At 60.0% G+C, this 21,803-nt stretch carries 20 protein-coding genes; 16 read left to right on the forward strand and 4 right to left on the reverse strand.

The window, feature by feature from the left end; all coding sequences use genetic code 11:
* Positions 1-6: 6 nt before the first annotated feature.
* Together nudC and RAK1035_RS08065 are read left to right on the forward strand one after the other, a co-directional pair.
* Positions 7-978: an NAD(+) diphosphatase gene (nudC, locus tag RAK1035_RS08060; protein WP_008281581.1), complete on the forward strand. Its 972-nt coding sequence runs from the start codon at positions 7-9 to the stop codon at positions 976-978.
* Positions 979-1,179: 201 nt separating this feature from the next.
* A complete protein-coding gene (locus tag RAK1035_RS08065; RefSeq protein WP_232279215.1) occupies positions 1,180-1,500 on the forward strand; it encodes a hypothetical protein in 321 nt (106 codons plus the stop codon).
* A gap of 15 nt (positions 1,501-1,515) precedes the next feature.
* Here RAK1035_RS08065 and RAK1035_RS08070 read toward each other — a convergent pair whose 3' ends face one another.
* Complete coding sequence (locus RAK1035_RS08070; RefSeq protein ID WP_008281583.1) at positions 1,516-2,358, reverse strand: prephenate dehydratase; 843 nt, start codon at positions 2,356-2,358, stop codon at positions 1,516-1,518.
* Between the two features lie 119 nt (positions 2,359-2,477).
* Between RAK1035_RS08070 and RAK1035_RS08075 the strand changes: the two genes are divergently transcribed.
* From RAK1035_RS08075 to RAK1035_RS08095, 5 genes are all read left to right on the forward strand, one after another.
* The gene (locus RAK1035_RS08075) at positions 2,478-3,656 is read left to right on the forward strand and encodes a c-type cytochrome (RefSeq protein ID WP_008281584.1); all 1,179 of its coding nucleotides are present in this window, start codon (positions 2,478-2,480) and stop codon (positions 3,654-3,656) included.
* 158 nt (positions 3,657-3,814) lie between these two features.
* Entirely contained in the window at positions 3,815-5,749 is a 1,935-nt protein-coding gene (locus RAK1035_RS08080; RefSeq protein ID WP_420541229.1) for an extracellular solute-binding protein, read from the forward strand.
* 18 nt (positions 5,750-5,767) lie between these two features.
* Positions 5,768-6,862: a microcin C ABC transporter permease YejB gene (locus tag RAK1035_RS08085; protein ID WP_008281586.1), complete on the forward strand. Its 1,095-nt coding sequence runs from the start codon at positions 5,768-5,770 to the stop codon at positions 6,860-6,862.
* A 7-nt stretch (positions 6,863-6,869) separates the two neighbouring features.
* The gene (locus RAK1035_RS08090) at positions 6,870-7,976 is read left to right on the forward strand and encodes an ABC transporter permease (RefSeq protein ID WP_037298139.1); all 1,107 of its coding nucleotides are present in this window, start codon (positions 6,870-6,872) and stop codon (positions 7,974-7,976) included.
* A complete protein-coding gene (locus RAK1035_RS08095) occupies positions 7,973-9,568 on the forward strand; it encodes an ABC transporter ATP-binding protein (protein WP_037298003.1) in 1,596 nt (531 codons plus the stop codon). Before RAK1035_RS08090 ends, RAK1035_RS08095 begins: the two co-directional genes overlap by 4 nt.
* Before the next feature lie 5 nt (positions 9,569-9,573).
* On the opposite strand, the gene hemN is transcribed toward RAK1035_RS08095, so the two are convergent.
* Positions 9,574-10,929: an oxygen-independent coproporphyrinogen III oxidase gene (gene hemN / locus RAK1035_RS08100; RefSeq protein ID WP_008281589.1), complete on the reverse strand. Its 1,356-nt coding sequence runs from the start codon at positions 10,927-10,929 to the stop codon at positions 9,574-9,576.
* A gap of 83 nt (positions 10,930-11,012) precedes the next feature.
* Here hemN and fnrL point away from each other — a divergent pair, with 83 nt between their 5' ends.
* Positions 11,013-11,759 (forward strand): transcriptional regulator FnrL, encoded by a 747-nt coding sequence (gene fnrL, locus RAK1035_RS08105; protein WP_008281590.1) that lies wholly within the window; start codon positions 11,013-11,015, stop codon positions 11,757-11,759.
* 91 nt (positions 11,760-11,850) lie between these two features.
* Here fnrL and RAK1035_RS08110 read toward each other — a convergent pair whose 3' ends face one another.
* Entirely contained in the window at positions 11,851-12,690 is an 840-nt protein-coding gene (locus RAK1035_RS08110; RefSeq protein ID WP_008281592.1) for a universal stress protein, read from the reverse strand.
* Between the two features lie 202 nt (positions 12,691-12,892).
* On the opposite strand from RAK1035_RS08110, the gene ccoN reads away from it, so the two are divergent.
* From ccoN to ccoP, 4 genes are read left to right on the forward strand one after another with little or no spacing between them, the layout of a single operon-like run.
* Entirely contained in the window at positions 12,893-14,497 is a 1,605-nt protein-coding gene (gene ccoN / locus RAK1035_RS08115; protein ID WP_008281593.1) for a cytochrome-c oxidase, cbb3-type subunit I, read from the forward strand.
* Positions 14,498-14,511: 14 nt separating this feature from the next.
* Positions 14,512-15,237 (forward strand): cytochrome-c oxidase, cbb3-type subunit II, encoded by a 726-nt coding sequence (gene ccoO / locus RAK1035_RS08120; protein ID WP_008281594.1) that lies wholly within the window; start codon positions 14,512-14,514, stop codon positions 15,235-15,237.
* A 12-nt stretch (positions 15,238-15,249) separates the two neighbouring features.
* Complete coding sequence (locus RAK1035_RS08125; protein ID WP_008281595.1) at positions 15,250-15,444, forward strand: CcoQ/FixQ family Cbb3-type cytochrome c oxidase assembly chaperone; 195 nt, start codon at positions 15,250-15,252, stop codon at positions 15,442-15,444.
* A gap of 3 nt (positions 15,445-15,447) precedes the next feature.
* Positions 15,448-16,320 (forward strand): cytochrome-c oxidase, cbb3-type subunit III, encoded by an 873-nt coding sequence (ccoP, locus tag RAK1035_RS08130; RefSeq protein ID WP_008281596.1) that lies wholly within the window; start codon positions 15,448-15,450, stop codon positions 16,318-16,320.
* Between the two features lie 163 nt (positions 16,321-16,483).
* Here ccoP and RAK1035_RS20170 read toward each other — a convergent pair whose 3' ends face one another.
* A complete protein-coding gene (locus tag RAK1035_RS20170; protein ID WP_157132409.1) occupies positions 16,484-16,639 on the reverse strand; it encodes a hypothetical protein in 156 nt (51 codons plus the stop codon).
* A 101-nt stretch (positions 16,640-16,740) separates the two neighbouring features.
* Between RAK1035_RS20170 and RAK1035_RS08135 the strand changes: the two genes are divergently transcribed.
* The 4 genes from RAK1035_RS08135 (at position 16,741) to RAK1035_RS08150 (ending at position 21,803) form a co-directional block, all read left to right on the forward strand.
* Complete coding sequence (locus tag RAK1035_RS08135) at positions 16,741-17,628, forward strand: LysR family transcriptional regulator (RefSeq protein WP_037298142.1); 888 nt, start codon at positions 16,741-16,743, stop codon at positions 17,626-17,628.
* A 90-nt stretch (positions 17,629-17,718) separates the two neighbouring features.
* Positions 17,719-19,161, forward strand: coding sequence for a cytochrome c oxidase accessory protein CcoG (gene ccoG / locus RAK1035_RS08140; RefSeq protein ID WP_008281600.1), 1,443 nt, complete (start codon positions 17,719-17,721; stop codon positions 19,159-19,161).
* Positions 19,158-19,616: a FixH family protein gene (locus tag RAK1035_RS08145; protein WP_008281601.1), complete on the forward strand. Its 459-nt coding sequence runs from the start codon at positions 19,158-19,160 to the stop codon at positions 19,614-19,616. The genes ccoG and RAK1035_RS08145 overlap by 4 nt, the downstream gene beginning before the upstream one ends.
* A gap of 3 nt (positions 19,617-19,619) precedes the next feature.
* Positions 19,620-21,803, forward strand: a complete 2,184-nt coding sequence (locus tag RAK1035_RS08150; RefSeq protein ID WP_008281602.1) for a heavy metal translocating P-type ATPase — start codon at positions 19,620-19,622, stop codon at positions 21,801-21,803.

The raw sequence follows: 21,803 nt of genomic DNA on the forward strand, positions 1-21,803 counted from the left end.
CGCGTGATGCGAACGTCGGAACAGGTTACATTCGGGGGATCAGGGCTGGACCGGGCGGATGAGCTACGCTCTGACGAAGGCTTGCTTCAGGCGGCGATGACAGAGGGACGTGCGCGGTCGATCGTACTCTGGCGGGGTAAGCCGCTCTTGCGCGCAGAAACGCTGGATGAGTTGGTCATTTTGGCGCCGGATCATCCTGTTTTGACACGGTACAAGGTGCCGCCGATCCTATTGGGGCGAGATGACAGTGGCGACCTGATCTTGGCGCATGACATTTCCGCTTGGGTGCCACCGGGGCTGGAACCGGATCAGCTTGATAGCTTTCTCGATGCCTCCGAGCAGGTGCATCCGGACCTGCCAGAAGAAAGCGCCTTTGCCGAGTTGCGTCGGGTGATGACCCGGCTCAGCCCACGCGATGCAGAGCTGGCAGCGACGGCCAAGGCGGTGTTTGGCTGGCACCTCACGCACCGGTTCTGCGCGCGCTGCGGCAAAGAAAGCCGGATGATCCGCGCGGGATGGCAACGGGCTTGCGATCACTGTGGCGGTCAGCATTTTCCGCGCACCGACCCTGTGGTGATCATGTTGATAACGCGTGGAAATTCGGTTCTGATGGGGCGATCTCCGGGGTGGCCCGAGGGGATGTATTCTCTTTTGGCGGGGTTCATAGAACCGGGCGAGACCATCGAGGCGGCGGTGCGTCGCGAGGTCTGGGAAGAGGCAGGGATCAAGGTGGGACGGGTGAGTTATCTGGCAAGCCAGCCTTGGCCATTTCCCGCATCGCTCATGTTTGGCTGTCGTGGCGAAGCGCTGAGCGAGGATATCACGATTGATCCGCAAGAGATTGAAGATGCGCTGTGGATGAGCCGTGAAGAGATCCTCTCGGCTTTTGCTGGCGAGCATCCGTTCCTGATGCCTGCGCGCAAGGGAGCGATTGCGCAATTCCTGCTTGAGAACTGGCTTGCCGACTGTCTGGATTGAGGCAACAATGCGCGTGGGCAAAAGCGATAACAAACCGAAAAGGGCGGTCTGGGGATGCAGTTCACCGGCAAGGAAGACATTGAAGCCCCCATTGAGCGGGTTTTTGAGGAAATAACGGACTTTCAAGGGTTTGAGCGCTCGGCTTTGCGGCGTGGCGCGGATGTGCGGCGCACTGACAAGCTAAAGGTGCCAGGGGTCGGCATGAGTTGGCATGCCGTGTTCAAACTGCGTGGCAAGCAGCGCAAGGTTGATGTGACCGTTGCTGAATATGATCCGCCCAATGGAATCAAGCTGGGTGTGATCTCGCCCGCGATTGAGGGGCAGATGGTTGTGGAACTGGTGGCGCTGTCGCGGGGGCGGACGCGGATGACGGTCACGCTGGTGTTGCAGCCGCGCACCTTGGCGGCGCGGTTGATGATGCAATCGCTGCGGCTGGCACGCAATAACCTGACCAAACGGTTCAAGGTGCGTCTGGCGGAATACGCGGCAGAGGTTGAGGACCGGTATACGCGATCCCTCTAAAAACAGCGTCGGTATTCAGTCGGTATCGTGTCGGCGCGGATCAGCAGGGTAAACGCCCAAGATTGTGACGTTCGAGGTGAAGTAATCGAGCTCGTCAAGCGCGCGGGCGACCGCCGGATCATCGGGATGCCCCTCGATATCGGCATAGAACTGCGTCGCGGTGAAGGAACCGCCGACCATATAGCTTTCGAGCTTGGTCATATTGACGCCGTTTGTGGCAAAGCCGCCCATCGCCTTGTACAGGGCTGCCGGGATGTTGCGGACCTGAAAGACAAAGGTCGTCATCATGCCATTCTCGCCGCGTGCCGCGAAATCCGGTTCGCGCGCCATGACGAGAAAGCGGGTGGTGTTGTTGCCCTGATCCTCGATATGCCGGGCAATCACGTCGAGACCATAGATTTCGCCCGCAAGTTCGCTGGCAAGGGCCGCCATTTCCGGCTGTCCTGCCTCGGCGACGTGGCGGGCGGAGCCAGCGGTATCGGCGCCGGTCACGCGGTGGATGCCGTGGCGTTCAAGAAAGGCGCGGCATTGGCCCAAAAGCATGGTGTGGCTCATCGCGCTTTCGATTTCGTCGAGGCGTATGCCGGGCAGGGCCAAGAGGTTGATATGCACCCGCACGAACGCCTCGCCGACAATGTGCAGACCCGATTCGGGCAAGAGGTGATGGATGTCGGCGACCCGGCCAAAGGTGGAGTTCTCGACCGGCAGCATGGCAAGCTCCGCTTGTCCCTCGCGCACGGCAGAAATTGCATCCTCAAAGGTGCGACAAGGAAGCGCCTCCATCTCGGGATAGGTCTCGCGACAGGCTTGATGCGAGTAGGCGCCAAGCTCTCCCTGAAAGGCGATGCGGTCGGTCATAGGTGATTTTCCGTATTTTTGGGCCGGTCGGGCGTTTGGTCGCGGAAACTACACCTTGCGCGCCAGTAGGGGAAGCGGATAGATACGCGGCCAACGACGGATCAAATGGAAACGGGCCTATGTTTGACACAATGACGATGACAAAGACCGCGGGTGCGCTGTGCGGCGCGCTCTTGGTGTTCCTTTTGGGCAATTGGGCCGCTGAGTCTATCTATTCGGTGGGCGGGGGCCATGGCGAGGATCATGCGCAGGGCTATGTGATCGACACAGGCGCAGATGAAGCGGAAGAAGTTGTGGACGAGGGCCCGAGCATCGCCGAGTTGATGGCGTCTGCTGATCCGGCCAATGGCGAAGGCCTGTTCCGCAACTGTGCCGCCTGTCACGCGGTGGTTGATGGCGAGAACAAAGTGGGCCCGCATCTTTATGGTGTTGTGGGACGTGAGGTTGGCGGCGTCGCCGATTACGGTTCGTATTCCGGCGCTCTGACTGCCGTCGCGCAGGTCTGGACCCCGGTTGAGCTGGATGCGTTTCTGGAGAACCCCAAGGGTTACGCGCCCGGAACCTCGATGGGCTATGCCGGGATGCGCAAGGCTGAGGATCGTGCCGATCTGATCGCCTATCTCGACCAGACCGATGGCACGACTTTTGAAATGCCGGTGGAAGAATCCGCAGCAGAGCCTGCAGCAGAAGACGCGGCGGCAGAGCCCGCGGCAGAAGAAGCGGCAGCGGAGCCTGCGGCAGAAGAATCCGCAGCAGAGCCTGCGGCAGAAGAAGCGGCGGCAGAGCCTGCGGCGGAAGAAGCAGCAGAGCCTGCGGCAGAAGAAGCAGCAGCAGAGCCTGCGGCAGAAGAAGCAGCAGCAGAGCCTGCAGCGGAAGAAGCGGCGGTTGAACCTGCGGCAGAAGAAGCGGCGGCTGAACCTGCGGCAGAAGAAGCTGCGGCTGAACCTGCGGCGGACGCCGGCGCATCCGATTTTGCGGCACTCGTGGCTGCGGCGGATATTGCTGAGGGTGAAAAGCTCTATCGTCGCTGTGGTGCCTGCCACAAGCTGGAAGATGGTAAAAACGGGGCTGGTCCGCACCTCTTTGGGATCGTGGGCCGTGACATCGCCAACGTCGAGGGCTTTGCCTATTCCGACGCGCTCAAGGGCCTTGAAGGCACATGGACGCCTGAAAAGTTGAGCGACTGGATCGAAAACCCGCGTGCTTTCGCGCCCGGCAATCGCATGGGCTTTCCGGGCCTCAAGGATGAGGCGGATCGCGCAAATTTGATCGGCTACCTGCAAAGCGCCGCGAACTGAGCCGCGCCACATTGAAAAAAAGGCCGCTGCCCGGTTTGGGTGGCGGCCTTTTTCGTAGGCAGAGGACAGGATCGGCGCTTGAACAAGACGCGCCCCCTCCTTAGCTTGCCAGCACGCGATGAAGCACCAGATAATGGGTGCGGCAGGAGGAGGATGGCATGACCGTACGGAACACCCTGACCAAAACCCGAACCTTTGCGAGTCTGGTGCCATGGCGGCTTCGGGTGACGATGATCGGGTTCTCGATTGCGACGCTGATGGCGCAGGCGGTCTTGGCGCAAGATGAGGTGATCTCGTCTCATGGCTATTCGTTTTACGGCGATCTGAAATACCCCGCCGATTACGCGCATTTCGACTATGTGAACCCCGAAGCGCCCAAGGGCGGGGAAATTTCGCTTTTTGCGCCTGGTACATTCGATTCGATGAACCCCTACGCGCGGCAGGGGCGGGCCGGGCGGCTGTCTTGGATGGTTTACGAGAGCCTGCTGGGCGCGTCCGAGGCGAGCGGCGAGCCACTGCCGGGAGACAGCTATAACGAGGGCTACGGTCTCTTGGCGGAACGCCTGGAATATGACGCTGGCAAAACATGGGTAATCTTCCACATGCGCCCCGAGGCAAAGTTTGCCGACGGCACGCCGGTGACAGCGCATGATGTGGTGTTTTCACACAACCTGTTTCTGGAGCAGGGGCTGAAATCCTATGCCGATGCGGTCAAGCGGCGGGTGCTGAGCGCCGAGGCGCTGGATGATCACACCGTCAAGTTCACCTTTGCGGAGGGGATTTCACGCCGGTCGCTGATTGATCAGGTGGGCGGCACGCCAGTGTTTCCACGCAAATGGTATGAGGACACCGGCGCGCGGCTGGATGAGCCACGGCTGGAGGCGGCACCGGGATCAGGCCCCTATCAGGTCAAAAGCTATGATGTGAACCGCAACATCGTCTATGAGCGCAACCCGGAGTATTGGGGCTGGCACCTGCCGATCAACAAGGGGCGGCATAATTTCGACCGCATCCGGATCGAGTATTTTGCCGATGACAATGCCGCATTCGAGGCGTTCAAGGCGGGGATCTACACATTCCGGCCTGAGGGAAATTCCAAGACATGGGCCACCGGATATGATTTTCCGGCGGCCAATGCGGGCTATGTGGTCAAGGCGGAATTGCCCGATGGATTGCCGCCGACACCCTCGGGGTTCGTCTTCAATCTGGGCCGCGAAAAGTTGCAGGACAAGCGGGTGCGGCAAGCGATTGCGCTGGGGTTCAATTTCGAATGGACCAATTCGTCGTTGCAATATGACCTCTTCAAGCAGCGACACTCCTTTGTGCAGGACACCCCGCTCGAGGCCAAGGGCGCGCCCGAGGGGGCGGAATTGGCGCTGTTGCAATCCTTGGGCGATATCGTGCCCGAAGAGATGCTGACCGCGACTGCGGTGATGGCGCATACCTCTGATGGTGAGCGCCTGAATGACCGGCGCAATCTGCGCGCGGCCATGAAGCTTTTGGACGAGGCCGGTTGGGCCGTGGGCGGTGATGGCAAGCGGCGCAATGCGGCGGGCGAGGTGCTCAAGATCGAAATCCCGATTTCGGCCTCTGGCTCTGCCACCATGTCGGCGGTGGTCGAGAGTTTTGTGAGCAATCTGCAACTGATGGGGATTGAGGCCAAGTTTGACAAGATCGACGCCGCGCAATACACCGCCCGCGAGCGGGATCGCGATTATGACCTGATCTTTGACAGCTATGTGGCGTTTCTGGAGGCGGGCACCGGCCTGCATCAGCGTTATGGCAGCAAGGAAGCGGCGTTCAGCCTGTTCAACCCGGCAGGGCTGGCAAGCCCGATGATCGACGCGATCATTGACCGCGCGCTCGAGTCAGCCAGCAAGGAAGAACAGGACGTGGCCTTGACCGCACTTGACCGTGCCTTGCGCTATGAGTTTTTCATGATCCCGACATGGTATCTGGACAAAAGCTGGGTGGCCTATTGGGATATGTATGCCTACCCAGACCCGCTGCCGCCCTATGCGACGGGCGTGCTCGATTTCTGGTGGTATGACGCCGACAAGGCGCAGGCGTTGAAAGACGCGGGCGCGCTGTGATCCTGAGGAGCCACTGAGATGGGGGCCTATATCCTGCGGCGGCTGTTGCTGATCGTGCCCACGCTCTTTGGCATCATGGTGATCAACTTTGCTCTGGTGCAATTCGTGCCGGGTGGCCCGGTCGAGCAGATGATTGCCAATATGCAGGGGCAGGGCAATGTGTTCGAGAGCTTTTCTGGCTCTGGCTCTGACACCGGGCAAGAGATGGTGGGGGCTGCCGGCGGCAATGACCAATACCTTGGGGCGCGGGGCCTGCCGCCGGAACTGATCAAGGAGCTGGAAGAGCAATTCGGGCTTGATAAGCCGCCCTTGGAGCGGTTTTTCAACATGATGTGGAATTACATGCGCTTTGACTTTGGCGAGAGTTATTTCCGCAAGATCGAAGTGCTGGATCTGGTTCTGGAAAAGATGCCGGTTTCCATTACGCTGGGCCTGTGGTCGACGCTTATTGCCTATATCGTGTCGATCCCTCTTGGTGTGGCCAAGGCGGTGCGTGACGGCACCAAGTTTGACACATGGACCAGCGGTGTCATCATCGTGGCCTATGCTATTCCGGCGTTTCTGTTTGCGATCATGCTGTTGGTGCTGTTCGCCGGGGGCAGCTATTTCCAGATCTTCCCTTTGCGTGGCCTGACATCGGATAATTTCGAGCAACTGAGCCTTTTGGGAAAGATCGGCGATTACCTCTGGCATATCGCCTTGCCGGTTCTTGCCTCGACCATTTCGGCCTTTGCGACGCTGACGCTGTTGACCAAGAACAGTTTTCTCGACGAGATCAAGAAACACTATGTGATGACCGCGCGCGCCAAGGGGCTGAGCGAACGCAAGGTGCTTTATGGGCATGTGTTCCGCAATGCGATGCTGATCGTGATTGCGGGCTTTCCGGCGGTGTTCATCGGGGTGTTTTTTGGCGGTTCTGTCCTGATCGAGACGATTTTCAGCCTTGATGGTCTGGGGCGGCTGGGGTTCGAGGCCGCCGTGGGGCGCGATTATCCGGTGATGTTCGGAACGCTCTTTCTCTTTGGCCTCATCGGTCTTGTTGTGGGGATCCTGTCTGACCTGATGTATGTGCTGGTTGATCCACGGATCGACTTTGAAAAACGGGAGGGCTGATCGGGTGATCCGTCTCTCGCCGCTCAACCAACGCCGGTGGCGCAACTTTCGGCGCAACAATCGGGCCTATTGGTCGCTGATCCTGTTTTCGGTGATTTTCACCATCACGCTCTTTGCCGAGTTTGTGGCCAATGACAAACCGATCCTCGTGCAATATCGCGGCGAACTCTACATGCCGATTTTCAGGTTTTATCCGGAAACAGAGTTTGGTGGCGATTTCGAGACCGAGGCGATTTACCGTGACCCCGAGGTGCGTTGTCTGATTGCGTCGGGTGGATTGGATATCTGTTTTGACGATCCCGAGGGCGTGATTGCGGATGCCGAAGATGGGGTGGTCGAAGGCGAAGAGATTGCCAAGGGTTGGGCGATCTGGCCGCCCATTCCCTATAGCTACAATACCACTGTGGACCGGCCCGGTGCGGCCCCGCTGCCGCCCAATGGGCAAAATCTGCTGGGTACGGATGACACCAAGCGCGATGTGCTGGCGCGGGTGATCTATGGATTCCGGTTGTCGGTGCTGTTCACGCTGATCGTGACGGCGCTCTCGTCGGTGATCGGCATCGCGGCGGGGGCGGTACAGGGCTATTTTGGCGGGCGCACTGATCTTATTTTCCAGCGGATCATCGAAATCTGGGCCTCGACCCCGCAGCTTTATGTGATCATCATCCTTTTCGCGATCCTACCGCGCAGTTTCTGGCTGCTTGTCGTGATTACGGTGCTGTTTGGCTGGATGGCTTTGGTAGGTGTGGTGCGAGCCGAATTCCTGCGGGCGCGCAATCTGGAATATGTGCGTGCGGCCAAGGCGTTGGGCGTATCCAACCTTACGATCATGTTTCGTCACATGCTGCCAAATGCCATGGTGGCGACGCTGACGATGCTGCCGTTTGTCATCACCGGGACGATTTCGCTTTTGGCGGGATTGGATTTTCTGGGCTTTGGCCTGCCGTCCTCGGCCCCGTCGCTGGGGGAGTTGACGCTACAGGCCAAGCAGAACCTGCAAGCGCCCTGGCTCGCCTTTACCGCCTTCTTTGCCTTTGCCATCATGCTGTCGCTCTTGGTCTTCATTTTTGAGGGCGTGCGCGATGCCTTTGACCCCAGAAAGACCTTTGAATGAGTATGCTGGAGGTCAAAGACCTGCGGATCAGTTTTCGGCAGGACGGGCAGGTAATCCCGGCGGTCAAGGGCGTGTCGTTCAGCGTGGACCGAGGGGAAACCGTGGCGCTGGTGGGCGAGTCTGGCTCGGGCAAATCGGTGACAGCGCTGTCGACCGTGTCGCTTTTGGGGTCGTCGGCGCAGGTCACAGGCTCTGTCACCTATGCCGGGCAAGAGATGGTCGGCGCGGATGAACGGCGCCTGCGGCAGGTGCGCGGCAATGACATCAGTTTCATCTTTCAAGAGCCGATGACATCGCTCAACCCGCTGCACACATTGGAAAAGCAGTTGCGAGAAAGCCTAGAGTTGCATCAGGGGCTGACCGGCGATGCGGCGCGCGGGCGGATTGTGGAACTGCTCGAGCGGGTGGGTATTCGTGACGCGGCAAGCCGTCTGGGGGCCTATCCGCATCAGCTATCTGGCGGGCAAAGGCAGCGGGTGATGATCGCGATGGCCTTGGCCAACAAGCCCGACATCCTGATTGCCGACGAACCGACCACCGCGCTGGATGTGACCATTCAGGCGCAGATTCTGGAATTGCTGGCGGAGTTAAAGCGCGAAGAGGGGATGGGCCTGCTCTTTATCACGCATGATCTGGGGATCGTGCAGCGCATTGCTGACCGGGTCTGCGTGATGAAAGACGGCGAGATTGTCGAGGCTGGGCCAGTGGCGGATGTCTTTGCAGCCCCTCAGCATGCGTATACCCGCAAACTGCTGAGCGCGCGGGCTGTTGGGCTGCCGTCGCCGGTGACAGAGGGAGCGCCGGTGGTGGCCGAAACCCATGACTTGCGGGTGTGGTTCCCGATCCAGAAGGGGTTTTTGAAACGCACTGTGGGGCATGTGAAGGCGGTGAATGCCGCCACGCTCAGCGTGCGGGCGGGCGAAACCCTAGGCATCGTGGGCGAGAGCGGGTCGGGCAAGACCACGCTGGCCTTGGCGATCATGCGGCTGATTGCGTCTGAGGGCGGCATCCGCTTTGCGGGTGAAGATGTGAATGGCTGGTCCACGCGCGAGTTGCGGCGTCGGCGGGCCGAAATGCAGATCGTCTTTCAAGACCCATTCGGAAGCCTGAGCCCGCGCATGACCGCCGCGCAGATCATTGCCGAGGGACTGGGCGTGCATGGCAACCCCGATGGGCGGCCCGAGCGGGACTTGGTGGCAGAGGTGATGGACGAGGTGGGGCTGAACCCTGCCATGATGGATCGCTATCCCCATGAATTTTCAGGGGGGCAGCGGCAGCGCATCGCGATTGCCCGCGCCATGATCCTGCGGCCCAAGCTGGTGGTATTGGACGAGCCGACCAGCGCGCTGGACATGACCGTGCAGGTGCAGATCGTCGATCTCTTGCGGGAATTGCAGCGGAAATATGCGCTGGCCTATCTCTTTATCAGCCACGATCTGCATGTGGTGCGCGCCATGAGTCACCGGGTGATGGTGATGAAAGATGGCGATGTGGTCGAGGCGGGCGATGCCGAAACATTGTTTACCGCGCCGCAAACCGACTATGCGCGCAAGCTGCTGGCAGCGGCGCTTGAGGGGCGCACAGAGGTGTGATCCCCTCAGATCGCCGAAGAATGGCCGTCGGCGTTCATCTCATAGGTGTCGAATTGGCGCGCGATCATGCGGGTCAGCGGGCGCGCCTCGAGCGGGATGGAAAGGCCGGTGGCGTCGAGTTTCAGATGCCCGTCAAAGCGGCGTTCCACGGCAGAGAGCATCGCCTGCAACTCTGCGGCGGGGATGGCAAATTCGCGGAAAATCTCGGTGCTATCAATGCGGAAATCGCACATCAGCATTTCGATCATACGCGAGCGCAGCTTGTCCTCGGGGGAAAAGATATGGCCGCGCGTGGTTGAAAAGCGTCCGTCGCGGATGGCACCGGTATGGGCCCCTGTCGCGGGGGCATTCTGCGCATAGCCTTGCGGAAAGCGCGAGATGGAAGAGGCCCCCAAGCCGATCAACACCTCGGCGGTGTCGTCGGTGTAGCCTTGGAAATTGCGACGCAGCAGCCCGGATTTTTGCGCCACGCTCAGCCCGTCAGAGGCGGTGGCGAAATGGTCGATACCGATTTCGTCGTAATTGTCCCACAGAAACAGACGGCGCGCGGTTTCAAACAGGGCCAGACGTTCTTGCGGTGTGGGCAGGGCATCCGAGGGGATCATCTGTTGGCGCTTGGCCATCCACGGCACATGCGCATAGCCATAGAGCGCAACGCGGTCGGGATTGAGCGACAAGAGTTTCTGCACGCTCTCGGTGATGCGGGCGCGGTTCTGATGTGGCAGACCATAAAGGATATCGGCATTCAGGCTTTTGACGCCGCGGGCGCGGATTTCGTCAACCGCGTGGCGGGTGATGTCATAGCCCTGAATCCGGCCGATGCTCTTTTGGATTTGCTCGTCAAAGTCCTGCACCCCGATTGAGGCGCGGTTCATACCGGCCCCCGCGAGCGCGTCGAGACGCGCGGCGTCTATTTCATTCGGGTCAATCTCGACCGAGAATTCGGTGGTGTCGGTAAAGGGGGCGATATCACGGATGGCCCCCGCCAATTCGCTCATCATGCCGGGCGAGAGAAGCGTGGGCGTGCCGCCACCCCAATGCAGGCGCGACAGGCGCACACCGCGTGGAAGCTGCCGACCCAGCATCGCGATCTCGGTCTTGAGCGTTTCAAGATAGGCCGCGACGGGGGCATCTGTCTGGGTGCCTTGGGTTCTGCAGGCGCAGAACCAGCAAAGCCGCCGACAGAACGGCACATGTACATAGAGAGAAATCTCTGCGCCTTCTGGTATCGCGTTGATCCAGCTTGTAAATTGATCCTGTCCCACATCGCGGTTGAAGTGGGGCGCGGTCGGGTAGCTGGTGTAGCGCGGCACTTTGGCATCAAAGAGACCCAGTTTGCCTAGTTGAGTTTTTGTGTCCATACCCCTAGAGTTAACAGGAACTTGCCATCCCGCATTGATTTAAATCAACCGACCCTGACAGCACCCCGAATAGTGGAAACTCCATGCTGAAAGAGAAAGCCTCGATCATCCCCCATGAATGCGGGGATTGTCCGATCCGGCATCGGGCCGTTTGTGCGCGATGCGAATCCGATGAATTGGCGCTGCTGGATCAGATCAAATACTACCGAAGCTACGAATCGGGGCAGACCTTGATATGGTCTGGCGATCCGATGGATTTCGTGGGTTCGGTCGTATCGGGGATTGCGACGCTGACCCAGACGATGGAGGACGGGCGCACGCAGATGGTGGGCTTGCTCTTGCCCAGCGATTTCGTGGGCCGGCCGGGGCGCAGCAGCGCTGCCTATGACGTTGTGGCGGTAACGGATATGGTGATGTGCTGTTTCCGCAAGAAACCGTTTGAAGAGATGATGGTGCGCACGCCGCATATCGCGCAGCGCCTGCTCGAAATGACGCTGGACGAGCTGGATGCGGCGCGGGAGTGGATGTTGGTTTTGGGCCGCAAAACGGCGCGTGAAAAAATTGCCTCATTAATGGCGATCATTGCGCGGCGCGATGCCACGCTGAACATGAACGGCACGCGCGGGCCGCTGGTGTTTGATCTGCCGCTGACGCGCGAAGCGATGGCGGATTACCTCGGCCTGACGCTCGAAACGGTAAGCCGTCAGGTGTCCGCTCTGAAGAAGGACGGGGTGATCGAGCTTGAGGGCAAGCGCCGCGTCACCGTGCCGGATTTCAACCGCCTGCTGGAAGAGGCGGGTGATGACAGCGACGGCGGCATGCTGATCTGAGGCCTTGCGCCTTTTGCAGGGCTTCATCTGGCTCTAAATACCTCGGGGGTTTGGGGGCTGGCCCCCAATCCGCCCAAGCTGCGCTATTTCCCTAATGCGCCATGAAAACCGGCATGGTCGCCTGTTCCAGCATATAGCGGGTGGCACCGCCAAAGATTGCCTCGCGAAAGCGCGAGTGGCCATAGGCCCCCATCACCACCATATCGGCATCCATATCGCGGGCATGGCGCAAGAGCACGTCCGAGACACGGGGTAGGGTTTTGGAGAGCACGTCAATCTCGACCTTGACGCCGTAACGCGCAAGGTATTGCGACAAAAGCCCACCGGGATCCGAACGGTTGGGCCCATGCGTCGGCGGGTCGATCACCACCACATGCACCACATCCGCCTCTTTCAGCAGGGGCAGGGCGGCGCGCACGGCACCAAGCGCCTCGTTGCTTTCGTTCCAGCCGATCATGATCCGGCCCGGATTGGGCACCGGCTCGCCACCGGCGGGGGCGATGATGACCGGGGTTCGCGCCTCGAACAGGGCCGATTCGGTCGCAGGTTCCAGTTCGGCTCCGCGGCCCTTGCCATAGGGCTGCGCCAGAATGACCAGATCCGAGAATCGCGCCCGGGCCGCAACATGCCGCCCCAGATCGGCCAATTGGCTGACGCCCGCCTCAACCGCCCAACGCAGGGATGAATTCTTGAGCAGGGCGCGGGCTTTGGTCTCGATGGCGGTGGCCTCTTGTTGGGCGCGGGCAATCGTTTCTTGCAGCACGATGGCGCTGGCGCCCGAATAATAATAGCCCGATTGGCTTCGATCCACGCCCAAGCAGAGCACATCAAGATGGGCATCATAGCGGGCAGCCATGCTGGTGGCATGGGCCAAGGTTTCCTCAACAAGGGACTCATCGGTCAAAACGGAAAACAGGCTGTTGTAGGTCATGTCGCATTCCTTTGACTGTGTCACACGTTATGTCACCTTAGGAGTGTATTGCCGGGGCTGCCTTGACGCGGATCAATTGATCAAAGTCAGTGTTTTGACACAGATCAAGGATAGTTGAGTCTGACCCTAGCATTACGGTCACAGTCTAACGCGCCTGCGCGGGTCACGGCGACTCGGGCAGAAAGAGACGAAGGGACGCAACATGACGAATTATATCAAGCTGATCGTGCTTGGTCTGGTCACGCTTCTGGCGTTGATCGCGGCCAATTATGCGCGCGATCTGGCCTATCTGGTCAACGCGCTGACGGTGGCGTTGGTGGCTGGTGGGCTTTTTCTGTGGACCCTGCGCCACACAGACGAACCGAAATCCCAAGTGGATCTGTCGGGGGAATACATGGATGGCGTGGTGCGCGCCGGGGTGATTGCAACGGCCATCTGGGGCGTTGTCGGTTTCCTTGCGGGCACGTTCATTGCCTTTCAGCTTGCCTTTCCTGGGCTCAATTTCGATTGGGCACAGGGTTATGCGAATTTTGGTCGGTTGCGTCCGCTGCACACCTCGGCGGTGATTTTCGCCTTTGGGGGCAATGCGCTGATCGCCACGTCGTTTTACGTTGTGCAACGCACCTCTGCGGCGCGTCTCTGGGGCGGCAATCTCGCGTGGTTCGTGTTTTGGGGCTACCAACTCGTGATTGTTCTGGCTGCGACCGGCTATTTGCTGGGTGCCACGCAATCCAAGGAATATGCAGAGCCTGAATGGTATGTCGATCTGTGGCTGACGGTGGTCTGGCTGGCCTATCTGGCTGTGTTCCTGGGCACGATCGTCAAGCGCAAAGAGCCGCATATCTATGTCGCCAACTGGTTTTACCTGTCGTTCATCATCACGGTGGCAATGCTGCATGTGGTCAACAACCTGAGCATTCCGGTCTCGATCTTTGGCTCCAAGTCGGTGCAGGTCTTTTCCGGCGTGCAGGACGCGATGACACAGTGGTGGTATGGCCATAACGCCGTGGGCTTTTTCCTGACGGCAGGTTTCTTGGGCATGATGTATTACTTTGTGCCCAAGCAGGCCGAACGCCCGGTTTACAGCTATAAGCTGTCGATCATCCACTTTTGGGCGCTGATCTTTATCTACATCTGGGCTGGTCCGCACCACCTGCATTACACGGCGCTGCCGGACTGGGCCTCGACGTTGGGCATGGTGTTCTCGATCGTGCTGTGGATGCCGTCCTGGGGTGGGATGATCAACGGTCTGATGACGCTTTCGGGGGCATGGGACAAGCTGCGCACCGATCCGGTGATCCGGATGATGGTGATTTCCATCGGGTTCTACGGCATGTCCACCTTTGAAGGGCCGATGATGTCGATCCGCGCGGTCAACTCGCTGTCGCATTACACGGACTGGACCATTGGGCACGTGCATTCTGGGGCGCTTGGCTGGAACGGTATGATCACCTTTGGGGCGCTCTACTTCCTTGTGCCGAAGTTGTGGAACCGCGAGCGGCTCTATTCGCTGAGCCTTGTGAGCTGGCATTTCTGGTTGGCCACCATCGGCATCATTCTCTACGCCGCTGCCATGTGGGTGACGGGGATCATGGAGGGCCTGATGTGGCGCGAAGTTGATGCCAACGGTTTCCTCGTGAACTCGTTCGCCGATACCGTGGCCGCAAAGTTCCCGATGTATGTGGTGCGCGGTCTGGGTGGGGTGTTGTTCCTCTCTGGTGCGTTGATCATGTGCTACAACCTCTGGATGACTGTAACACGTTCGCCGGCCGTCGCGCCTGTGAATAGTGCAGTCCCGGCTGAATAAGGAGGGCCGGAGAGATGGCAATTCTGGACAAACACGCAATCCTGGAAAAGAACGTCACGCTTTTGGCGATCTTTGCCTTCCTTGTTGTCACGGTTGGGGGGATCGTGCAGATCGCTCCGCTGTTCTGGCTTGAAAACACCATCGAGGATGTAGAGGGCATGCGCCCCTACTCTCCGCTGGAGTTGACGGGCCGCGATATCTACATCCGCGAGGGCTGTTACGTCTGCCATAGTCAGATGATCCGCCCGATGCGCGATGAGGTCGAGCGCTATGGGCACTATTCGCTGGCGGCGGAATCTAAATATGACCACCCGTTCCAGTGGGGGTCCAAGCGGACGGGTCCGGATCTGGCCCGTGTCGGCGGGCGCTATTCGGATGACTGGCATGTCGATCACCTGCGCGACCCGCAGTCGGTTGTGCCAGAGTCGGTGATGCCGAAATATGGCTTTCTCGAAAACCGGATGATCGAGCCTGCGCATATCGAGGATCTGCTCAAGACACATCGTTTGGTGGGCGTGCCCTATAGTGACGAGATGATCGAGAACGCCAAGGCTGACTTTATGGTGCAGATTGATCCCGATGGCGATACCGAGGGTCTCTTGGCGCGCTATCCCAAGGCACAAGTGCGCAATTTCGACGGGCAGCCCGGGATTTCCGAGGCGGATGCGCTGATCGCCTATTTGCAAATGCTGGGGACGCTGGTTGATTTCTCGACCTTCACCCCGGACGCGAGCCGGTAAGGGAGCGAACCGATGGAAACCTATTCGCTGTTGCGTGAATTTGCCGATAGCTGGATGTTGCTGGCACTCTTTACGTTCTTTGTTGGCGTCGTGTTCTGGGTGTTCCGCCCCGGCGCCACCAAGAGCTATGAGAACCCGTCAACCATCCCGTTCCGGCACGAAGACAAACCGGCCCCGACCAACGGCGCCCGGCACGAGGAGGCATGAGACATGGCCAAACAACCCAATAAGAAGAACCAAGAGGTCGAAACCACCGGCCATCAATGGGACGGGATTGAAGAGTATAACAATCCCCTGCCGCGCTGGTGGCTGTGGACGTTTTACGCCTGTATCGTCTGGGCGCTGTGGTATGTGGTGGCCTATCCGGCATGGCCGCTGGTTCAGGGGGCCACGGCTGGCTACAAAGGCTGGTCGACGCGCGCCAATGTGGCGGTCGAATTGGCCGAGGCCGAAGCCGCCAATGCCGAGATCAACGCCAGGCTGGCCTCGGTCGAGCTGACCGAGATTGCTGGTGATCCTGAATTGCAGGGCTATGCCACATCGGCGGGGAATGCCGTGTTCAAAACATGGTGCGCGCAGTGCCATGGCTCGGGGGCGGCAGGTGTGCAGGCGGGTGGCTATCCCAACCTTCTGGATAACGACTGGCTCTGGGGCGGCACGATCGAGGACATTCATGCCACGATCGCCCATGGTATCCGCAACGAGGAAGATCCGGATGCGCGCTATTCGCAGATGCCTGCCTTTGGTGACATTCTCGAATCGGCGCAGATTGATCAGGTGGTCAACTATGTGATGTCGCTGTCCGGTGAGCCGCAGGATGCCACGTTGGTTTCCGATGGTCAGGCCGTGTTCATGGACAATTGCGCGGCATGCCATGGCGAGGCCGCAGAGGGCGATATCTATCAGGGCGCGCCGAACCTTGCCGATGCGATCTGGCTCTATGGTGGATCATTCGACACAATCAAGGAAACGGTGATCTATTCGCGCTTTGGCGTGATGCCGGCGATGGGCGGGGCCGACCTGAGCGAAGCCGAAATTCGCGCCGTGGCGATCTATGTCCACCAGCTTGGCGGCGGCGAGTAAGCGCCAGCCCTAAAAGAATACCCCGAGCCGCAAAGCTCGGGGTTAGGCACCGGTCCTTCCGTTCTGTTCGCGCGTTTCCTGGAAGGGCCGGTGCTGATTACCCATAGGTTCAGTGCGACTGTCAACTGGTTGGCCCCCTTGTGGGCCTTTTTTGTTTTGCGCCTCAGTAGCGGCGGCGTCCGATAAGATGCGCTTCGATCTCGGCCCCTGTCCGCGTGCCAAAGCGGTCTGCCGGGGGCCAGTGAAGAGGGGTCTGACGCGGCGGGGCTTGATCCATACGGGTGGCGTTCATGAAAGTATTGGCAAGAATTCCGAGCATTGTTTCGTCCTTTCGATCTGGCATTTCTGTGTTCATCATGCAGAAAACGGACGTAAATAACGAATCTGGAAAAATTTCGATTTGTAAGATATGGTTACATGATGGATTGGCTGTCTCTTCCTCCTTTGACCGCATTGCGGGCCTTTGCGGCCTTGGCCGAAACCGGCGGCACGGTGGCTGCGGGTGACCGGCTCAATGTTAGCCATGCGGCGGTAAGCCAACAGATCAAGCAGCTTGAGGCGCATATAGGCCTGGCGCTTGTGGACCGTAGCGGGCGGCAATTGCGCCTGACCGCAGAAGGCCAATATCTGGCGGATGCCCTGTCGCTTGGCTTTGGCGCGATTGCGCGCGCGGTCGAATCGCTTTCGCAGCGCAATTCCGAGCGTCCTTTGCAGATCTCGACCACACCGAGTTTTGCGGCGCATTGGCTGATGCCTTGCTTGGGTGATTTTCGCCATCGCCATCCTGACATTGACCTTATGATCGACCCGACCCCGCGGTTGGTTGCGCTAGAGCCGGGCGGTATAGACATCGCAATCCGCTATGGGCCCGGTAAATGGCCGGGGCTGGAGGCAGAGTTGCTGTTCTCTTCGCCCATTGTCGCGGTGGCTGCCCCCCGCCTTATTGAGGGGCGGCGGATCGAAGAGCCATCAGATCTGGCTGATTTGCCTTGGCTTCAGGAATTCGGCACCAATGAGGCAAGCGACTGGCTGCGCCGTCGGGGTGTCACACGCGAGCGGGCAGCCGGGCTGATGCAGGTGCCGGGCAACCTGTTGCTGGACGGATTGCGCGACGGGCAGGGGGTTGCCGTGACGGTTCTGGACTGGGTGCGTCAGGATATCGCGGCGGGTCGCCTACGGCTCTTGTTTCAAGACCATGAAGACAGCGGTTATCATGTGGTGGCGCGTCCTGGCGTGCTGCGCCCTGCGGCGCGGACCTTTGTGGTCTGGCTGCGGCGCATGGCTCGACAACATAGCGTGGCGCAATAGATCGATTCAGGATTCAGAATTTGATGCAGGTCAAAGCTGTTGCGCCCGCATCCTGACAGAACACGATCAAGAGAATGATCATACCGGAGTATGTCCGTGGCCGATTCCCATCCAACCGAACCGCAATCCCTCTATGCTGCGCGCGAACCGGTGTTTCCCAAGAAGGTGTATGGCAAGTTCCGCAACCTGAAGTGGGTCATTATGATCGTCACCTTGGGCATCTATTATGTGACGCCATGGATTCGCTGGGATCGGGGGGCTGCGCTGCCGGATCAGGCGGTTTTGCTGGATCTCGCCAATCGGCGGTTTTTCTTTTTCTGGATCGAGATTTGGCCACACGAGTTCTATTTCGTGGCCGGTCTTTTGGTGATGGCGGGCTTGGGGCTATTCTTGTTTACCTCGGCGCTGGGCCGGGTGTGGTGTGGCTATGCCTGCCCTCAAACGGTCTGGACCGACCTTTTTATTCTGGTCGAGCGTTGGATCGAGGGGGATCGCAATGCGCGGCTGCGCCTGCACCGGCAGAAGAAATGGGATGTTCGCAAGGCACGTCTTCGGCTGACCAAGTGGATCACGTGGCTATTGATTGCGGTGGCCACGGGGGGCGCTTGGGTGTTTTACTTCACCGATGCGCCGACGTTGTTGGTCGATCTCTTTACCCTCGACGCCCATCCTATCGCCTATACCACGATTGTGGTGCTGACCGGCACGACGTTCTTCTTCGGCGGGTTCGCGCGCGAGCAGATTTGCATCTATGCCTGCCCCTGGCCGCGCATTCAGGCAGCGATGATGGACGAGGACACGCTGACCGTCGGCTATCGCGAATGGCGGGGCGAGCCGCGCAAGAATTCAGAGGCGGTCAAAGAGGGCGCGCCGCAAGGTGATTGCATCGACTGTATGGCTTGCGTCAATGTTTGCCCGGTGGGGATCGACATTCGCGACGGGCAGCAGTTGGAGTGCATCACCTGTGCGCTTTGTATCGACGCCTGCGATGACATCATGGCCAAGATCGGCAAGCCGCGTGGTCTGATCGACTATATGGCCTTTACCGATGAAGAGGCAGAGCGGGCGGGCGGCAAGCCCAAACCGATCTTCAAACATATCCTGCGCCCACGCACGATCCTTTATACCGCGCTCTGGTCGCTGGTGGGGATCGGGCTTGTCTTTGCGCTGTTCATCCGGTCGGATATCGACCTGACTGTCGCACCGGTGCGTAATCCGACCTATGTCACCCTATCCGATGGCTCGATCCGCAATACCTATGAGGTGCGCATCCGCAACATGCAGCACGAGACGCGCGAATTCGAGGTTACGGTCAAGGGCAGCCCGGCCATTGCTGTCGAACTGGAGGGGGCGGAAGCGGGCCGGATCAGCGTTGCCGCCGATGAAATGTACCTGCAGCGGGTTTATCTGGTGGCACCGCCGGGCTCTGAGCCCGCCACGGCCGAGCGCAGCGATGTTCGGATCTGGATCGAGGATCTGACCAATGGCGAGCGCGCCTATAAGGACACCGTCTTTAACGGAAAGGGAGAATGATGGCCGAGCGTCAAATCACCGGCAGGCATGTGTTGATCGGCTTTGTCGGGGCTTTTTCCGTGATCATCGGCGTCAATCTGGTGCTGGCGTATTCAGCGGTGCGAACCTTTCCGGGGCTTGAGGTCAAGAATTCCTATGTGGCCAGTCAGGAATTCAACGAACGCAAAGCCGCGCAAGAGGGGCTGGGCTGGACCGTGGTGGCGGATCACGCGGGTGGGCTCTTGATGCTGCATATCACCGATGTGGCTGGCAATCCCGTCGAGGTGGCGCAGCTTGAGGCGACCGTGGGGCGGGCCACCCATGTGCAGGACGACCAGACGCCCGACTTCAGCTATGATGGGCAGGCCTATGTTGCCCCGATGGATCTGGGCGATGGCAACTGGAACATCCGCATGAAGGCTTGGGATCGTGATGGCACTCTTTTTCAACAGCGTGTCGTTCTGCATAAGGAATAGACCATGACCGCCACGATGCGCCCCTCGTCTTCGGCTTGTCCGGCCTGCGCTGCCGCCCCGGCGGCCGAGGCTTTGGCGGCAAGCGCCTTGCCACGGGCGCAAATTGCGTTGTCTTTGCCCACAATTCACTGTTCGGCCTGCATTTCCAAGATCGAGCGGGCGCTTGCTGCGGATAGCCGGGTGAATTCGGCGCGTGTCAACCTGACCCTAAAAAGGGCCAGCATTGACGCGGCCCCCGGCGTGACCGCCGAAGAGATGCGTACGCTGGTCGAGGGGCTGGGATACGAGGCCTATGAACTGGATCAAGGCACGCTGAATGCCACGGCGAATGACCGCGCCGGGCGCGACCTCTTGATGCGGCTGGCTGTTGCCGGATTCGCCAGCATGAATGTCATGCTGTTGTCGGTCTCGGTGTGGTCCGGGGCCGAGGACGCAACGCGCGATATGTTCCATTGGATTTCCGCCGCGATCACCCTGCCGGCGATTGCCTTTTCCGGTGTGCCGTTCTTTCGCAATGCCTGGGCCGCGCTGCGCAACGGGCGGCTAAATATGGATGTGCCAATTGTGCTGGCGATTGTGCTGGCGATCATCACCTCGCTTTGGGAAACCATGCTGTCGGGCCATCATGCCTATTTCGATGCAGCGATGGCGCTCACGTTCTTTCTGCTTGCGGGGCGGTATCTGGATCACCGGACGCGGGCGATAGCGCGCTCTGCGGCAGAGGAGCTGACCGCGCTCGAAGTGCCGCGCGCGACGCGGCTGCTCGATGGCGTAGAAGACGTTGTCAACGTCGCACAGCTGGCCGTTGGTGATCTGATCCTCGTACGGCCCGGTGGGCGGATGCCGGTGGATGGCGAGATTGTCAGCGGCACGTCCGAGATCGACCGCTCGCTTTTGACGGGCGAGACCCTGCCGGTTTTTGCGGGATTGGGGCAGGTGGTGAGTGCAGGTGAAGTGAACCTGACCGGGCCACTCACGATTCGCGCAACGGCGGTGGGGCGTGAAACCTCGCTGCACCGCATGGCGGATCTAGTGGCCATCGCGGAGTCGGGGCGCTCGCGCTATACCTCGCTCGCCGATAGCGCCGCCAAGCTCTATGCGCCGGGGGTGCATATCCTTGCGGGGCTCAGCTTTCTGGGCTGGTATCTCTACACATGGGATGTGCGCACCGCGCTCAATATCGCCGCTGCGGTTTTGATCATCACCTGCCCTTGCGCGCTGGGGTTGGCGGTGCCTGCGGTCACGACGGCGGCCTCGGGGCGGCTGTTCCGGCGGGGGATGTTGATTAAGCATGAAACGGCGCTGGAGCGCTTGGCACAGGTGGATACGGTCGTGTTTGACAAGACCGGCACGTTGACCACCGGCGCGCCGCAAGTCACCAATCTGGATGACCTGCCGCGTGAGGCGCTGGAATTGGCGTTGGGGTTGGCGCAGGGGTCTTCGCATCCGCTGGCGCAGTCGATTACCCGCGCTGCGCGCGCGGCGGGGATTGTGGCTGCTGACCTTACAGACCTCACAGAAGTGCCCGGATATGGAACCAAGGCCAGCTATATGGGCCAAGAGATCCGCTTGGGGCGCGCCAGCTGGACCGGGGCGCAGGGCCGCGCCGAGACGGCGACCTTTCTCAAGGTTGCTGATCAGGCACCGCTCGCCTTTACCTTTGCTGATGCGCTGCGGCCCGGTGCCGCCGAGGCAGTGCAGGGGTTGATGGATCAGGGCAAGCGGGTGATCCTGATTTCCGGCGATACCACTCCTGCGGTCGAGGCGCTTGCCACGCGCCTTGGCATTCCGCAGTGGATGGCCGAGGCGCTGCCCGCCGACAAGGCGGCGCGCGTGGCGGCATTGACCGCCGAGGGGGCGCATGTGCTGATGGTGGGCGACGGGCTCAACGATACGGCCGCCTTGGCCGGGGCGCATGTGTCAATATCGCCGGCTACGGCGCTTGATGCCGCGCGGGTGGCGTCGGATATCGTGCTTTTGGGCAATGACCTTGCGCCAATTTCCGCAGCTTGCGTGACGGCGAAATCCGCCACGCGCCGCATTCGCGAAAACTTTCAGATCGCTACGGTCTATAACGTCATTGCCGTGCCATTGGCCGTGGTGGGGCTGTGTTCACCGCTCATTGCGGCCTTGGCCATGTCGCTGAGTTCGATCACCGTATCCCTCAACGCGCTGAGATTGAGATAA

The organism is Roseovarius sp. AK1035, from assembly GCF_003288315.1.
Classification (GTDB): domain Bacteria; phylum Pseudomonadota; class Alphaproteobacteria; order Rhodobacterales; family Rhodobacteraceae; genus Roseovarius; species Roseovarius mucosus_A.